Source organism: Alloyangia pacifica (genome assembly GCF_020524285.1).
Taxonomy (GTDB): domain Bacteria; phylum Pseudomonadota; class Alphaproteobacteria; order Rhodobacterales; family Rhodobacteraceae; genus Salipiger; species Salipiger pacificus_B.
In genome coordinates, this window is sequence record NZ_JAIVKX010000004.1 from 77,687 (window position 1) to 90,753 (window position 13,067).

Annotated in this window: 16 protein-coding genes; 7 read left to right on the forward strand and 9 right to left on the reverse strand. The window is 68.1% G+C overall.

The window, feature by feature from the left end:
* Window positions 1-65 precede the first annotated feature (65 nt).
* Together LC039_RS06735 and LC039_RS06740 are read left to right on the forward strand one after the other, a co-directional pair.
* Window positions 66-1,880, forward strand: a complete 1,815-nt coding sequence (locus LC039_RS06735) for a M3 family oligoendopeptidase (RefSeq protein WP_226622530.1) — start codon at window positions 66-68, stop codon at window positions 1,878-1,880.
* A gap of 186 nt (window positions 1,881-2,066) precedes the next feature.
* The gene (locus LC039_RS06740) at window positions 2,067-2,357 is read left to right on the forward strand and encodes a hypothetical protein (protein WP_226622531.1); all 291 of its coding nucleotides are present in this window, start codon (window positions 2,067-2,069) and stop codon (window positions 2,355-2,357) included.
* A 25-nt stretch (window positions 2,358-2,382) separates the two neighbouring features.
* Here LC039_RS06740 and LC039_RS06745 read toward each other — a convergent pair whose 3' ends face one another.
* Window positions 2,383-2,652, reverse strand: coding sequence for a DksA/TraR family C4-type zinc finger protein (locus LC039_RS06745; protein ID WP_226622532.1), 270 nt, complete (start codon window positions 2,650-2,652; stop codon window positions 2,383-2,385).
* A gap of 160 nt (window positions 2,653-2,812) precedes the next feature.
* On the opposite strand from LC039_RS06745, the gene LC039_RS06750 reads away from it, so the two are divergent.
* A complete protein-coding gene (locus LC039_RS06750; protein ID WP_226622533.1) occupies window positions 2,813-3,346 on the forward strand; it encodes a glutathione peroxidase in 534 nt (177 codons plus the stop codon).
* Here the strand turns inward: LC039_RS06750 and LC039_RS06755 are convergent.
* The 5 genes from LC039_RS06755 to LC039_RS06775 form a co-directional block, all read right to left on the reverse strand.
* Entirely contained in the window at window positions 3,343-3,600 is a 258-nt protein-coding gene (locus tag LC039_RS06755; RefSeq protein WP_226622534.1) for a YdcH family protein, read from the reverse strand. The genes LC039_RS06750 and LC039_RS06755 overlap by 4 nt on opposite strands.
* A 113-nt stretch (window positions 3,601-3,713) precedes the next feature.
* A complete protein-coding gene (locus tag LC039_RS06760) occupies window positions 3,714-4,427 on the reverse strand; it encodes a thermonuclease family protein (protein ID WP_226622535.1) in 714 nt (237 codons plus the stop codon).
* 88 nt (window positions 4,428-4,515) lie between these two features.
* The gene (locus LC039_RS06765) at window positions 4,516-4,713 is read right to left on the reverse strand and encodes a hypothetical protein (RefSeq protein ID WP_226622537.1); all 198 of its coding nucleotides are present in this window, start codon (window positions 4,711-4,713) and stop codon (window positions 4,516-4,518) included.
* A 137-nt stretch (window positions 4,714-4,850) separates the two neighbouring features.
* Entirely contained in the window at window positions 4,851-5,768 is a 918-nt protein-coding gene (locus tag LC039_RS06770) for a DMT family transporter (RefSeq protein WP_226622538.1), read from the reverse strand.
* Window positions 5,769-5,813: 45 nt separating this feature from the next.
* A complete protein-coding gene (locus LC039_RS06775) occupies window positions 5,814-6,413 on the reverse strand; it encodes a LysE/ArgO family amino acid transporter (RefSeq protein WP_226622540.1) in 600 nt (199 codons plus the stop codon).
* A gap of 104 nt (window positions 6,414-6,517) precedes the next feature.
* Between LC039_RS06775 and LC039_RS06780 the strand changes: the two genes are divergently transcribed.
* Window positions 6,518-7,408 carry a LysR family transcriptional regulator ArgP gene (locus tag LC039_RS06780; RefSeq protein ID WP_226622545.1) on the forward strand — a complete coding sequence of 297 codons (891 nt, stop codon included), beginning with the start codon at window positions 6,518-6,520 and terminating at the stop codon, window positions 7,406-7,408.
* On the opposite strand, the gene LC039_RS06785 is transcribed toward LC039_RS06780, so the two are convergent.
* Complete coding sequence (locus tag LC039_RS06785; RefSeq protein WP_226622547.1) at window positions 7,387-8,658, reverse strand: MFS transporter; 1,272 nt, start codon at window positions 8,656-8,658, stop codon at window positions 7,387-7,389. The genes LC039_RS06780 and LC039_RS06785 overlap by 22 nt on opposite strands.
* Window positions 8,659-8,749: 91 nt before the next feature.
* Window positions 8,750-9,418 (reverse strand): DNA-3-methyladenine glycosylase I, encoded by a 669-nt coding sequence (locus tag LC039_RS06790; RefSeq protein ID WP_226622549.1) that lies wholly within the window; start codon window positions 9,416-9,418, stop codon window positions 8,750-8,752.
* Between the two features lie 131 nt (window positions 9,419-9,549).
* On the opposite strand from LC039_RS06790, the gene LC039_RS06795 reads away from it, so the two are divergent.
* Entirely contained in the window at window positions 9,550-10,260 is a 711-nt protein-coding gene (locus tag LC039_RS06795; RefSeq protein ID WP_226622550.1) for a GntR family transcriptional regulator, read from the forward strand.
* A 6-nt stretch (window positions 10,261-10,266) separates the two neighbouring features.
* Here LC039_RS06795 and LC039_RS06800 read toward each other — a convergent pair whose 3' ends face one another.
* Window positions 10,267-10,701, reverse strand: coding sequence for a nuclear transport factor 2 family protein (locus LC039_RS06800; RefSeq protein ID WP_264179472.1), 435 nt, complete (start codon window positions 10,699-10,701; stop codon window positions 10,267-10,269).
* A gap of 234 nt (window positions 10,702-10,935) precedes the next feature.
* Between LC039_RS06800 and LC039_RS06805 the strand changes: the two genes are divergently transcribed.
* Entirely contained in the window at window positions 10,936-12,105 is a 1,170-nt protein-coding gene (locus tag LC039_RS06805; RefSeq protein WP_226622552.1) for an ABC transporter substrate-binding protein, read from the forward strand.
* Window positions 12,106-12,190: 85 nt separating this feature from the next.
* Window positions 12,191-13,066 carry a branched-chain amino acid ABC transporter permease gene (locus LC039_RS06810; RefSeq protein ID WP_226622553.1) on the forward strand — a complete coding sequence of 292 codons (876 nt, stop codon included), beginning with the start codon at window positions 12,191-12,193 and terminating at the stop codon, window positions 13,064-13,066.
* Window position 13,067: the final 1 nt, after the last annotated feature.

Here is a 13,067-nt window from a genome sequence, read left to right on the forward strand (position 1 = left end):
GCCCTTGAACTGCCGGGGGACAGCCTCTTACCTGTTCCCCAAGAAAGACAACAAGGAGACACGCGATGAGCGTTCGGCCCGTTTTTGATGCAACCGCCACTGCCGGGGGCAAGAACCTCGGCGATCTGCCGGAATGGGACCTGAGTGATCTCTACCCCGCGCCCGACGCGCCCGAGGTGAAACGGGACCTCGACTGGCTCGAAGACGCCTGCGCGCGCTTCGCCGAAGACTACGAGGGCAAGCTGGGCGCGCTCGATGCCGCCGGCTTCCTCGAGATGATCCGCCGCCACGAGAAGATCGAGGCGATCGGCGGCCGCATCATGTCCTACGCGGGCCTGCGCTACTACCAGCTCACGGTGGACGCCGAGCGCGCCAAGTTCCTGTCGGACTGCCAGGAAAAGATCACCCATTACACCACGCCGCTGGTGTTCTTCACGCTGGAGCTGAACCGGCTGGACGACGACGTTCTGGACGGGCTCTTCGCCGCCGACCCCGAGCTCGGCCGCTACAAGCCCGCCTTTGATCGCATCCGCGCGATGAAACCGCACCAGCTGTCGGACGAAATGGAGCATTTCCTGCACGACTTGGGCGTCGTCGGCGATGCCTGGGAGCGGCTCTTCGACGAGACCATCGCCGGGCTGACCTTCACCGTCGACGGCGAGGAGATGAGCATCGAGAGCACGCTCAACCTGCTCACCGAACAGGACCGCTCCAAGCGCGAGGCGGCTGCCCATGAACTGGCGCGTGTGTTCGGAGAGAACATCAAGACCTTTGCCCGGGTGCACAACACCCAGGCCAAGGAAAAGGAGGTCATGGATCGCTGGCGCAAGATGCCCTCGGCGCAGCACGCCCGGCACCTGGCCAACGACGTCGAGCCCGAGGTGGTGGAAGCGCTGCGCAACGCCGTGGTGAATGCCTACCCGCGGCTGTCGCACCGCTACTACGAGCTGAAGCGCAAGTGGCTGGGGCTCGACCGCATGCAGGTCTGGGACCGCAACGCGCCGTTGCCGATGGAAACCGACCGCATCGTCGGCTGGGACGAGGCCGAGAAGACCGTCATGGAGGCCTATGCCGGCTTCGATCCGCGCATGGCCGAGATCGCCGAGCCCTTCTTCAACAAGGGCTGGATCGACGCCGCCGCCAAGCCCGGCAAGGCGCCCGGCGCCTTTGCCCACCCTACGGTGACCGATGCGCACCCCTACGTGCTGCTCAACTACCTCGGCAAGCCGCGCGACGTGATGACCCTGGCGCACGAACTGGGCCACGGCGTGCACCAGGTGCTGGCGGCGGGTCAGGGCGAGATGCTGGCCTCGACGCCGCTGACGCTGGCCGAGACCGCCTCGGTGTTCGGCGAGATGCTGACCTTCCGCGCCATGCTGGCCAAGGCGAAGGACCAGCAGGAACGCAAGGTCATGCTCGCCGGCAAGGTCGAGGACATGATCAACACCGTAGTGCGGCAGATCGCCTTCTACGACTTCGAGTGCAAGCTGCACGAGGCGCGGCGCGGCGGCGAGCTGACCCCCGAGGACATCAACGTGCTGTGGATGTCGGTGCAGGCCGAGAGCCTCGGCGAGGCCTTCGACTTCATGCCGGGCTACGAGACCTTCTGGGCCTATATCCCGCACTTCGTGCACTCGCCCTTCTACGTCTACGCCTATGCCTTCGGCGACGGGCTGGTGAACGCGCTCTATGCCGAATACGAGCAAAGCCCCGAGGGCTTCCAGGACAAGTATTTCGAGATGCTCAAGGCGGGCGGCTCGAAGCACCACAAGGCGCTGCTCGAGCCCTTCGGCCTCGACGCCACCGATCCCAAGTTCTGGGACAAGGGGCTGTCGATGATCGAGGGTTTCATCGACGAGCTCGAGGCGATGGAAGACTGATCTCCCGGGCGGGCCCTGCGGGGCCCGCCCGTTTGCCTTCGCGGATGTCCGTCCGCTCCCCCGAACTCCCCCGTGTTTTCCCGTGTCTCCCGAGGCCCCCAAGGAGCCGCTCCGATGCCCTCCCCGGCCCCCGCTCCAGATGATCGTCAGGCTTCCAAGCCCCCGCGGCGCAGCCTCAAGCGGCGCATGCAGCACTTCCTGGTGCACGTGCGGCGGCGCGTCCCGCCAGGGCTGCGGCTGGTGCTGGGCTTGCTGCTGATCTGCGGCGGGATCCTCGGCTTCCTGCCGGTCCTCGGCTTCTGGATGATCCCGCTCGGCTTTGCCGTGGCGATGCTGGACGTGATGCCGCTCTATCGGCGCGGGCTGCGGCGCGGCAAGGCGCTGCGCGAGCGCGCCGAGCCTGGCGCAGATGACCGCGACGAAGATGCGCCCGGGGACGACGCGCCAGAGGACGGCCCAGAAGACGACAGGCGCTGAAAGCCCCGCCTCGGCAAAGACGACCTTATTTGAGCTGGCTGTCCTTCGAGCCGCGCCGGTTGATGCCGCCGCGCGCCTGGAAGGCGCCATCGCGCTCCTGCTGGCAGTCGATGCAGAGCTTCACCCCCGGGATCGCCACGCGGCGCTTCTCGGGGATCGGTTCCTCACATTCGGCGCAATGGGTCGCGCTCTCGCCCGTCGGGCGCCTGCGCGCCTGCATGCGCGACAGCTCGTCCTTGATGCTGTCCTCGATCTGCTCCTGCACCGCACCGTCGCGGCTCCAGCCTCCGGCCATGGCGTCACCTCCTGAAGGGAAAAGATAGGCGGGGCGCCACCGGGCTCCAAGAGATTTCGGAAATTCCGCGCCGGCGCAGATCCGATCCGCGCCCGGGGCCGTAATCGTTTCATTGACTTCACGTCAGCGAGACTATCTGTGAGCCCAAAGGAGTCGCCCCATGCGTATCGCCCCCCTGCTCGCCGTGATGGCCACCATCGCCCTGCCCGCCCTCGCCCTACCCGGCAAAGCCTCCGAGGCGACGGTTTTCCAGTCGATCGACGGCGGCACGCTGGATCTCGAAAGCTGGCGCGGCGGCCCGGTGCTGGTGGTCAACACCGCCTCGCGCTGCGGCTTCGCCCCGCAGTTCGACGGGCTGCAGGATCTCTATGACCGTTACCGCGCCCGCGGACTGGTGGTGATGGCGGTGCCGTCCAACGATTTCAAGCAGGAGCTGGGCAGCGAGGCCGAGGTCAAGGACTACTGCGAGATCAACTTCGATCTCGACATGCCGATGACCACGATCACCCATGTGGTCGGCGAAGAGGCGCACCCGTTCTTCCGGGGGCTGGCCGAGGACGAGGGCTATGCGCCCTCGTGGAATTTCAACAAGGTGCTGATCGGTCCCGAGGGCGAGTTCGTCGCGGGTTGGGGCAGCACGACGCTGCCCCTCTCCGATCCGATCACCTCGGAAATCGAGCCGCTGCTCAATTAACCCTCGACGCCCTCGGCGTCGGCGGTCAGCAGCGCGTAGATCTCATCTTTCAGCGCAGCGCGCTTCTTGCGCAGGTCGGCCTCGGCGAGCCCCTCCATCGGGGTGAGCCCGCTCTCGGCACCATTCACCTCGCGGTTCACCTCGTAGTAGCGCTCGGCGAGCGTGGCGAAATGGCCGCCCTGCTGCTTCAGCTCGGAGATGCGAACGGCGAACTGCGGGAACTCTTCGGCGAGCGTGTGCGGAACGTGGGACATGGGCCTATGCCTCCTTTTCTTGTCTTCCCCAAGTCTTGTCATGGCCAGGGCCGTCCCACCTTGATGCGGATCAACATGCCCCGAAGTCATGCGACCGATCTGCAGGGGGCACGCTACTGGCGGGCCCTGCGCCAGCCGGCGCTGCGCGCCTGGGCTTCAGAGCAGAACCAACGCTCTCCCTTCCCTTCGTCGATCCGGGTCGGCCCGTAGTGCTTCTGCCCCGGCATGTGGTAAATGGGCGTCCCCTTCGAGGAGATATTGCCCTTGATGACGCACCCCTGCGGTGCCTCGGACAAGGCGGCGGCATTGGCGGCCCGGCGGGTCTCGGCGCGGAACTCGGCGGGGCGCTGCACCTTGGTGCCATGCACCCCGACGCCGCGCACGGCGGCGCGTTTCTCGTCGAGGTCATAGTCGAGCGAGTAGGTGCGATAGGCGAAGGCGAGCCCGTCGGAGACCAGCGCACGGCCCATGTCATCGCCGTCCACCGCGCAACGCGCGACGGCGCGGCCATAGCGGTCGGTGTCGAGCCGCTCGCAGCGGGCACGGCGGCCCTCGTAACGGGCGCGGACCTCGGAGGTGACCCAGGCGCCGCAGGCCCAGTTCCCGGACCCGTTGCCGCCGCAGGTCTGGCCCTGCTCGGGCGCATCGACGCCGAACAGGCGCACGCGGACGTCGCCCACGTCGAAGGTATCGCCGTCGATCACCCGGACCGCGCCGGAGAAATCCGGCTGCGCCGACGCCGCGCCGGCGACGAGGCTGACCCAGGGTGACGCTAGGGAAACGATGGTGAATGAAACGCTTACAAAGCGTGAACAAATGCTGATCATCCGGCCAATCTCGCCGCGCAACGTGGCGAGGACAAGGCGGCCCGATCAGTCTCCCTAAGGGCGTGTGCCGCAGGACACGACGCGCGGATCAGGCGTCGAGCATTCCCAGCAGGCGGTTCTGCGGCAGGCGCGACACCTCCATGCCCCGCGCGGTGCGGCGCAGCTGGTAGCCGTAGCCCTTCATGCGGAAGCGCCACTCGGTCTCGGACAACGACTTGCCGCGCTCGGCGAGCAGGAAGGCACGGACATCATCGAGCGACTCGGTCAATGTGTTGTTGGCAAACATGGTTACATACCCGGTTAAACTGTTTCATTGAGGGAAACTCTTGACCGGGAATGCGGCGCAAATGCGATGCGAACGCGGATTTTTCGTGAACCGGAAACGCTGTGTTTCCAAGGCACGCGGCGGGCCGCCCTGCCCGCTCAGAACTTCGTGTCGGGCCCCGAGGGCGTCACCCGGCGTTTCAGCATCGCCTCGCGCAGGGTGATAAAGAGCACCGAGCCGATGATCACCAGCCCGCCACCGACCACGAAGGGGTCGACCGGCTCGGCAAAGAACAGCGCGCCGATGGCCACCGACCAGACCAGTTGCAGGAAGGTCACCGGCTGGGTGACCGTCACCGGCGCACTCGCGAAGGCCAGCACCATGGCGTAATGCCCGCCGGTGGCAAAGGTGGCCGTGGCCATGAGGATCGCGAGGTCGCTCCAGCTCGGCCAGACCCAGACTGCGAGCGCAAAGGGAAAGAGCCCCAGCGTCACCGAGATCGACAGCAGCGCCAGCGCGATGGAGGGCGAAAGCTCGTCGGTGATGATCTTCGCGATGAGGTAGGAGATGGCGAACATCAACGAGGTGGCGAGCATGGCGAAATGCCCGGGATCGAGCTCGCGGAACCCCGGCCGCAGGATCAGCAGCGCGCCGCCGAGCGCCGCGACGATGGCGAGGATGCGGCGCACCGCAAGCCGCTCGCCGAGCACGAGCACCGCCAGCACCGTCACGTAGATCGGCGTCAGGTAGTTCATCGCCGTGACCTCGGCCAGCGGGATGCGCGTCATGGCGAAGAACCAGCAGATCACCCCCAGCGTCTGCGCACCGCCGCGCAGGGCCGAGAGGCGCCACTGGCGCCCTGTCATCCGAAGATCACGCAGCGACTTCCACATGGGGATCAGGAAGACGAGCCCGAGCAGGTAGCGCAGGAAGGCCGATTCCGCCGCCGGCACCCGGCCGTGCAGCAGTTTGACCGTCACCGTCACCCCCACGAAGCAGAGCCCCGTGAGCACCATGAAAAGGATGCCCCGGACCGGGTTTGCCTGCGTCGTGCGGATCGTGCTCGTCGTACTCATGGCGATGTTGGTAGCGCGCCCTGCGCCAAGCGCAAGGGGCCGCACTCACCCCAGCAGCAGTTTCACCGCGATGAGCCACATGGTCAGACCGATCACCAGGTCGAGCACGCGCCAGGCCACGGGCCTCGCAAAGACCGGCGCCAGCAGCCGCGCGCCGAAGCCGAGCGCGAAGAAGAAGAGCAAGGAAGCCGTCACCGCGCCGAGCCCGAAGTGCAGACGGCTGTCGTATTGCGCCGAGATGGCGCCGAGCAGCATCACCGTGTCGAGGTAGACATGCGGGTTGAGCCAGGTCAGCGCCAGGCAGGTCAGCAGCACGCGGCGGAGCGATCCATGCCCCGGCGCAGCCTCTGCCCGCAACGCCCCGCCGCCGCGCAGGGCCGCACGCAGCGTACGCGCGCCGTACCAAGTCAGGAAGCACGCACCGAGCCAGCGCATGGCCGTCTCGAGCCCCGGCAGATGTGTCGCCAGCATTCCGAAGCCCGCCACCCCGGCCGCGATCAGCACCGCATCCGACAGCGCGCAGACCAGCACCACCGGCAGCACGTGCTCGCGCCGCAGCCCCTGCCGCAGCACAAAGGCGTTCTGCGCGCCGATGGCCACGATCAGCGAAAGCCCGAGGGCAAATCCCGCCGCTGCTGCCTGCATGTGCCTGTCTCCGTTCATCTTATGTATCTTGTTCGGAGCACCGGCTATCACGCGGCAAGCAGGACAGGCTAGTTAAACAAATTCATTCTGATTAAGCTTAGCTAATGCAGTATGATCCTTCCCAGTTGGCCGCACTCGAAGCGGTGCTGCGCCTCGGCAGCTTCGATGCCGCGGCGCGTGACCTGTCGGTGACGCCCTCGGCCATCTCGCAGCGCATCAAGGCGCTTGAGGATCGGGCCGGCGCCGCGCTGGTCATTCGCGCCACCCCCTGCACCGCCACCCCCGCCGGTGCGCGGCTGGCGCGCCACGCCTCGGAGGTTGCGCTGCTCGAGGCGGCGCTGGCGCGCGACCTGGGGCACGACCTCGGGCATATTGCGGGGAAAGCGGCGCGGCTGCGGCTGGCGGTGAATGCCGACAGCCTCGGCACCTGGTTCCTGCCCGCGCTGGTCGGGCACGACCTGCTGTTCGACATCGTGGTGGACGATCAGGCCTTCTCGGCGGACTGGCTGCGGCGGGGCGAGGTCTCGGCGGCGATCTGCGACCACGCGCGCCCGGTGCAGGGCTGCGATGCGGTGCCGTTGGGGCGGATGCGCTACGTGGCGACCTGCGCGCCGGGATTCCGCGACCGCTACTTTGCCGAAGGCGTCACCGCGGAGTCGCTTGCCCGCGCACCGCTGCTGCAATTCGACGGCAAGGATGCGCTGCAGCACCAGTGGCTGCGCCGGGTGACCGGCGGAGCGCTGCTGCCGCCCGCCCATCGCCTGCCCTCGACGCAGGGCTTCGTCGAGGCCGCGCGGCTGGGGCTGGGCTGGGGGCTGAACCCGGAAATCCTCGCCGCGCCGCTGCTGGCCTCGGGCGAGTTGGTGGCGATGCGGCCGGACGAGCCCGAGGACATTTCGCTGAGCTGGCAGGTCAACCGGCTGGTCGCCCCGGCCCTGGCGCCGCTCACCCGCGCGGTTCGGGCGCAGGCGCGTCAGGCCTTGCTGCCGCCCTGATCCTTCTCGACCTCGCGCAGGCCGATCGCGATGACGCCGCCGATCAGGCTGAGCACCGCGAAGCCCGCCAGAGCCGCCACGGGCCCGACGATGGCCAGCGCGCCGCCAAGCGCGCCGGTGAGCAGCAGCAGCCCGCCGATCAGCGTGTTGGCCAGCGCCGCGTAGCTGGCGCGGCCCTCCTCGGGAGCCATGTCCACGAGGTAGGTCGAGCGGCCCTGTCGCACCCCCTGCCAGGAAATCAGCAGCGCGAAGAGCAGCAGCGGCGTCACCCAGATCGGGCCGGTCCAGCCGAGCAGCGCCGCCGCCACCGCCAGCGCCATGGCGCCCGCCCCTGCAAAGCCCGAGAGCATCAGCACCCGGCGCGACGAGCGGTCCGCCAGCCTGCCCCAGACCCAGCTCGACACGAAGCCGGCCAGCGCCGAGGCCAGTACCATCGCCCCGAGCTTCTGCAGCGCGCCGCCGCTGTCCTCGAGCAGCACCAGGTACGGCGGCGCCAGCGAGGTGACGGTGAGCGCACCGCGGCAGGCGATGAAGCGGCGGAACTGCGGGTCTTTCCGCAGCGGCGAAAGGTCGATGGGATCGGCGTCCGCCTCGGTCTCGCTGTCCTGCTCCTCCAGTGTCGAAAACAGCGCCGCCGCCCCGAGCCAGAGCGCGGCCGCGAGGCCGATGGCGGCGGCGATGGGCGGCACGTCCTGCAGGTATCCCGAAAGCAGCAGCAGCGCGAAGACCAGAACGCCAGCCGAGGCCACCGAGCCCGCGGTGCCGGTGATCGAGCCGCGCCGGGTCTTCGAGACGGTCTTGCCCAGCACGTCCTTGTAGCTGACCGAGGCGGCGGCGCGCGACAGCGCCAGCACCGCCAGCAGCGCGCAGAGCGCGAGCCCCGCCGCCATGCCCTGCAGCGTCAGCGCCACGGCGACCATGCCCGCCGCGGCCAGCCCCTGGCCGACCGATCCCGCCACCCAGATCCACTTGCGCTGGCGGCTGCGGCGCACCACGCCGGCCAGCAGCAGCTGCGGCAGCAGCGCGCCGGCCTCGCGGATCGGCACCAGCAGCCCGGTGATCGCCGCAGGCGCGCCGAGCGCCTGTGCCAGCCACGTCAGCACCAGTTTGGGATTGAGCAGCCCGTCGGCGAGCTTGGTCATCGACAGCGATCCCACGTGGCGCAGCCCGTTGCGGGCCTCGGACCTGGGCGCGCCATCGTCGCCTTCGGTCAGCGTGTCGTAGATCCGTGTCTCGTCGAGATGTGTCATATGCCTGCCGCTGCTGTTCCGCCGGTGGGTCCGGCAAAGGAACGCTCCGGCCTCTCGGCGGGTTCCCGCGCAGCGGTCAACATGTGCGGTCTCAGCCGATGCTGCGCGCCAGAACCCGGCTGATGGTCGTATAGGGCAAACCGCTTTCCGCGGCCCAGCTGTTGAACGCCCCTTGCACCGCGGCCAGCGCCTTGCGCGAGGTCGGCGGCTTGTCGATCACCCCCTCGGCGATCAGCCGCCCGACGACGTCGCGGCTCAGCACGTAGCCGTCCTTGCCCATGGCGCGCAGCATATAGGCCCCGGTATTGCCCCCCAGCCGCGAGCCGCTGCGCTTGAGCCAGTCCAGCAGGCCGTCGAACTCTGCCACCGGCCAATCGGCGATCCTGCGCGCAAAGCTGCCCGCCTCGGCGGCGACCTCGGTGACGAAGACGGCATTGTCGCGGATCGCCGCCAGCTTCGGGCCCGAGCGGATCACCCGGGTGTCCGACAGCAGCGCGTCGAAGGCATCGTCCTCGATCATCGCGACGCGGGCCGGATCGAAACCCTGGAAGGCCGCCTCGATGCCGGGCCACTTGCTGTCGACGACGCGCCAGCTGATCCCGGCCTGGAAGAGTCCCCGCGCCATGGCCGCAAGGAAGCGCGCATCGGGCTGGGCGGCGATCTCCTCGGGGCTGAGCGGCGCGGGAATGTCCGCCAGCGCCGCAGCCTGCCCGCCGTGGCGCTCTGAAGCGATGGCGAGGATCTCGTCGAATGTGCGCATGGGCTGTCCCTCCGTGGCTGCGGCCATGGTGGCGCAACCACAGGCATTTGCAAAGCGCCGGGGCGGCGGTTGAGCTTGCGCGGGGGACGTGCAACCTTGCGGCCTTGAAAGATCGAAGCCGGGGACAGGACATGCCTTCGAAGGCCGTGCCGAAGAACAGGTCGGAACTCATCTGCGCGGCGCTGCGCTCGGCGATCCTTGAACGCGCGCTGCTGCCGGGGATGAAACTGCCCGAGGACTCGCTGGGCGAGCGTTTCGGCGCCAGCCGCACGATCATCCGCCAGGCGCTGGAACGGCTCGCGGCGGAAGGGCTGGTCGAGCTGCGCCACAACCGCGGCGCGGCGGTGGCCTCCCCCAGCCTCGAGGAAGCGCGCGATCTCTTCGAGCTGCGCACCCAGACCGAGGAGCTGGTGATCGCCCGCCTCGCCGCCGGGCTGACCGAGGCGCAGGCCGAGCGGCTCGAGGCGCATATCGATCGCGAGGAAGCCGCCGTCGGCGGGCCCGAACCGCAGTCGATCCGGCTCGCGACGGAGTTTCACATCCTGCTGGGCGAGCTCACCGGCAGCCCGGTGCTGATGCGCTATGTCAACGAGTTGAGCTACCGCTGCGCTCTGACACTGTCGCAGTTCTCGCGTCCGCATTCCACCGCCTGCGGCATCCAGGAACACCGCGATATCCTCGACGCCCTGCGCAAGGGCGACGTGGCGCTGGCGAAGACCTGCGCGCGCAACCACCTCGAACAGGTCTCGGCCCGCGCGCAGTTCCAGGAAGGCGGCAAGAGCGCCTTTTCCTATCTCGACGCGCTCGAACCCTACGCCATGGATGTGCGCGACAAGGGCTGAGGCGCGCTACGCCTCGATGCCGCGCGCGGTCAGGATGCGTTCGGCGCTGTCGTTCCAGACATCCATCTTCACGATCTTGCCGCCCTGCACCACGAAACGGTCGACGTAGCGGTTGCCTTCGAAGGGCGTGCCGTCGGGCCATGCGCCGTAGAGGTAACCGGTGGAGTAGACCACCGTGCCCTCGGCCCCCTGCGCCACGTCGAACTGGCGCATGTCCTTCTTCACCCAGGCGTAGCGCATGGCGTTGAAGCCCGAGGGGCCCGACGGGTGATGGTAGACCCGCCCGCCGGTGAAGGTGATCACCACCCCCTCCGCCATGTAGGTCGCGGCGCGCGCGGGGTCGGGCACCATCGACGCCTCGAGATAATCGTGCACGATCTGCGCCTCGGGCGGCAGCGCGGCGTAGTCGAGGGCGAGGACGTCGTTCGTTTCGGCGGTCATCAAGTGTCCTTTCGGTCGGTTGCTGATTCGACTTTGGCACACTGCGGACCGGAGGGAACCCGCTCGCAATAATTTCATACAAAAATTGCATGCAATTTGCCCGAACCTTGTGCAGACCGCCCGCTGATGGCGTTTTTTCGGTGGTTTCCGGGCGCCCGACTTTGACAGCAGGCCGGTTCGACCCGGCCTTATGAGGACACCAACAGGACCCTCATTGCTGGAGAGAGACAGAAAATGCCCATCCAACCGACCTTCACCCGCCGCGCGCTCATGGCCGGTGCCGCCGCGCTGTCGTTGCTCGCCGCCGCCCCCGCCAGCGCCGAAGAGCCGATCAAGCTCGGCCTCGTCGCCGCGCTGAGCGGCCAGTCCGCCAAGTCCGGCGAGGCGATCACCCGCGGCATCGAGCTGGCGCTCGACAAGATCAACGGTGCCGGCGGCGTGCTCGGCCGTTCGCTCGAACTGGTCAGCCGCGACGACGAGAGCAACCCGGGCAAGGGCCTCGTCGCCGCGCGCGAGCTGGTGCAGCGCGAAGAGGTGGCGGCGCTGATCGGCGGACTCGACACACCCGTGTCCATGGCCATCGTGCCCTACATGAACGACGCCAAGGTGCCCTTCGTCGGCCCCTGGGCCGCGGGCACGCCGATCACCATGAACGGCGCCGAGGAGAACTACGTGTTCCGCGTCTCGGCGGTGGATGAATACGTCGACGAGGCGATCACCGAGTACCTGGTGACCAAGTACGGCGCCGAGAGGCCTGGGATGATCCTGATCAACAACCCCTGGGGCGAGTCGAACGAGGCCGGGCTGACCAAGGCGCTGGCCAAGCGCGGCATGGAGCACGCCGGCATCGAGAAGTTCGAGAACAACGACGTCGACGTGGTGCCGCAGCTCACCCGCCTCAAGGAGAACGGCGCCGACAGCCTCTTCCTCGTCGCCAACGTCGCCCCCTCGGCGCAGGTGGTCAAATCGCTCGATCGCATGGGCTGGGACGTGCCGATCGCCTCGCACTGGGGCCCGGCGGGCGGGCGCTTCACCGAACTGGCAGGCGCCAGCGGCGAGAAGGTGCACTTCATCCAGACTTTCCTCTTCACCGATGCGGCGCACCCGCTCTTTGCCGCGCTGCAGGAAAAGTACCCCGAGATCGAGACCCTCGCCGACGTGACCCCGGCCACCGGCATCGCCAACGCCTATGACGCGACGCTGCTGCTGGCCGCCGCGATCGAGAAAGCCGGCTCGACCGAGGGCCCGGCGATCCGAGAGGCCATGTACCAGATCAGCGGCGTCGAAGGGGTCATCAAGACCTACGACATGCCCTTCACCCCCGAAGATCAGGATGCGCTCGGGCCGGAGGATTACGTCTTCTCGCAATTCGTCGAGGGCGAGATCGTCCCGCTGATGGACTGACCTCTTCGGTGCCGCCCAGCGCGGGCGGCACCTCTGCACGACCTTCCCGGCCACACCGGCCGGGAGCCCCATTTCGGAGCTCTGAATGACACTTCTCTTTGCCGCCCTCCTCACCGGGCTCGGACTTGGCGCCATGTACGGGCTGATCGCGCTCGGCTTCCAGATCACCCACTCGGTCTGCAGCCGGGTGAATTTCGCCCAAGGGTCCATGGTGATGCTGGGCTCGGTGCTCGGCTACGTGCTGACCCAGCGCGCGGGACTGCCGGTGATCCTCGCCTACCCGCTGGCGCTGCTGGGATGCGCGGCGATGGGTGTCATCGTCGAATTCTGCCTCATCCGCCCCTTCGCCATCCGCGGCAACGACGGCTGGCTGATGGCGACGGTGGCGGGCGGCATCCTGCTGGACAATGCGGTGCTCTTCACCTTCGGCAACGAACCGCGCAGCCTGCCCTCGCCGCTGGTCGAGACGAGCTGGCAGATCCTCGGCACCGGGGTCTACCCGCAGCAGGTGCTGATCCCGCTGGTGGCGATTGCCGTGGCCTTTGCGCTGCAGATGCTCTTCCGCCGGACCCGGCAGGGCCGCGCCTTGCTGGCGGTGGTGCAGAACCCCGAGGCCGCGCGTCTGATGGGCATCAACACCACCGTGATGATCTCGGGCTCCTTCGCGTTGTCCTCGATGCTGGCGGGGGCGGCGGGCCTGCTGATCGCGCCGCTCTTCTCGGTGCATTCGGACATGGGCACGCTCTTCGGCATCAAGGCCTTTGCCGTCGCCATCCTCGGCGGCATGACTTCGGCCTGGGGCGTGATGATCGCGGGCTTCCTCTACGGGTTGGTCGAGGCGCTGGTCACAACCTTCCTCGGCTCCTCCTACACCTACATCGTCGTCTTCGCGCTGCTGATCGCGGTGCTGGCGATCAAGCCGAGTGGCCTGTTCGGCGCGGCCAAGCTGCGGAAGGTGTGAA

Excerpts from the sequence above, each read along its gene's own strand:
- LC039_RS06790 (WP_226622549.1), bottom strand. The coding sequence starts at position 9,418 with ATGCGCACATTCGACGAGATCCTCGCCATCGCTTCAGAGCGCCACGGC.
- LC039_RS06810 (WP_226622553.1), top strand. The coding sequence starts at position 12,191 with ATGACACTTCTCTTTGCCGCCCTCCTCACCGGGCTCGGACTTGGCGCC.
- LC039_RS06775 (WP_226622540.1), bottom strand. The coding sequence starts at position 6,413 with ATGCAGGCAGCAGCGGCGGGATTTGCCCTCGGGCTTTCGCTGATCGTG.
- LC039_RS06745 (WP_226622532.1), bottom strand. The coding sequence starts at position 2,652 with ATGGCCGGAGGCTGGAGCCGCGACGGTGCGGTGCAGGAGCAGATCGAG.
- LC039_RS06780 (WP_226622545.1), top strand. The coding sequence starts at position 6,518 with ATGCAGTATGATCCTTCCCAGTTGGCCGCACTCGAAGCGGTGCTGCGC.
- LC039_RS06765 (WP_226622537.1), bottom strand. The coding sequence starts at position 4,713 with ATGTTTGCCAACAACACATTGACCGAGTCGCTCGATGATGTCCGTGCC.
- LC039_RS06785 (WP_226622547.1), bottom strand. The coding sequence starts at position 8,658 with ATGACACATCTCGACGAGACACGGATCTACGACACGCTGACCGAAGGC.
- LC039_RS06805 (WP_226622552.1), top strand. The coding sequence starts at position 10,936 with ATGCCCATCCAACCGACCTTCACCCGCCGCGCGCTCATGGCCGGTGCC.
- LC039_RS06770 (WP_226622538.1), bottom strand. The coding sequence starts at position 5,768 with ATGAGTACGACGAGCACGATCCGCACGACGCAGGCAAACCCGGTCCGG.
- LC039_RS06750 (WP_226622533.1), top strand. The coding sequence starts at position 2,813 with ATGCGTATCGCCCCCCTGCTCGCCGTGATGGCCACCATCGCCCTGCCC.
- LC039_RS06800 (WP_264179472.1), bottom strand. The coding sequence starts at position 10,701 with ATGACCGCCGAAACGAACGACGTCCTCGCCCTCGACTACGCCGCGCTG.
- LC039_RS06795 (WP_226622550.1), top strand. The coding sequence starts at position 9,550 with ATGCCTTCGAAGGCCGTGCCGAAGAACAGGTCGGAACTCATCTGCGCG.
- LC039_RS06760 (WP_226622535.1), bottom strand. The coding sequence starts at position 4,427 with ATGATCAGCATTTGTTCACGCTTTGTAAGCGTTTCATTCACCATCGTT.
- LC039_RS06740 (WP_226622531.1), top strand. The coding sequence starts at position 2,067 with ATGCAGCACTTCCTGGTGCACGTGCGGCGGCGCGTCCCGCCAGGGCTG.
- LC039_RS06755 (WP_226622534.1), bottom strand. The coding sequence starts at position 3,600 with ATGTCCCACGTTCCGCACACGCTCGCCGAAGAGTTCCCGCAGTTCGCC.
- LC039_RS06735 (WP_226622530.1), top strand. The coding sequence starts at position 66 with ATGAGCGTTCGGCCCGTTTTTGATGCAACCGCCACTGCCGGGGGCAAG.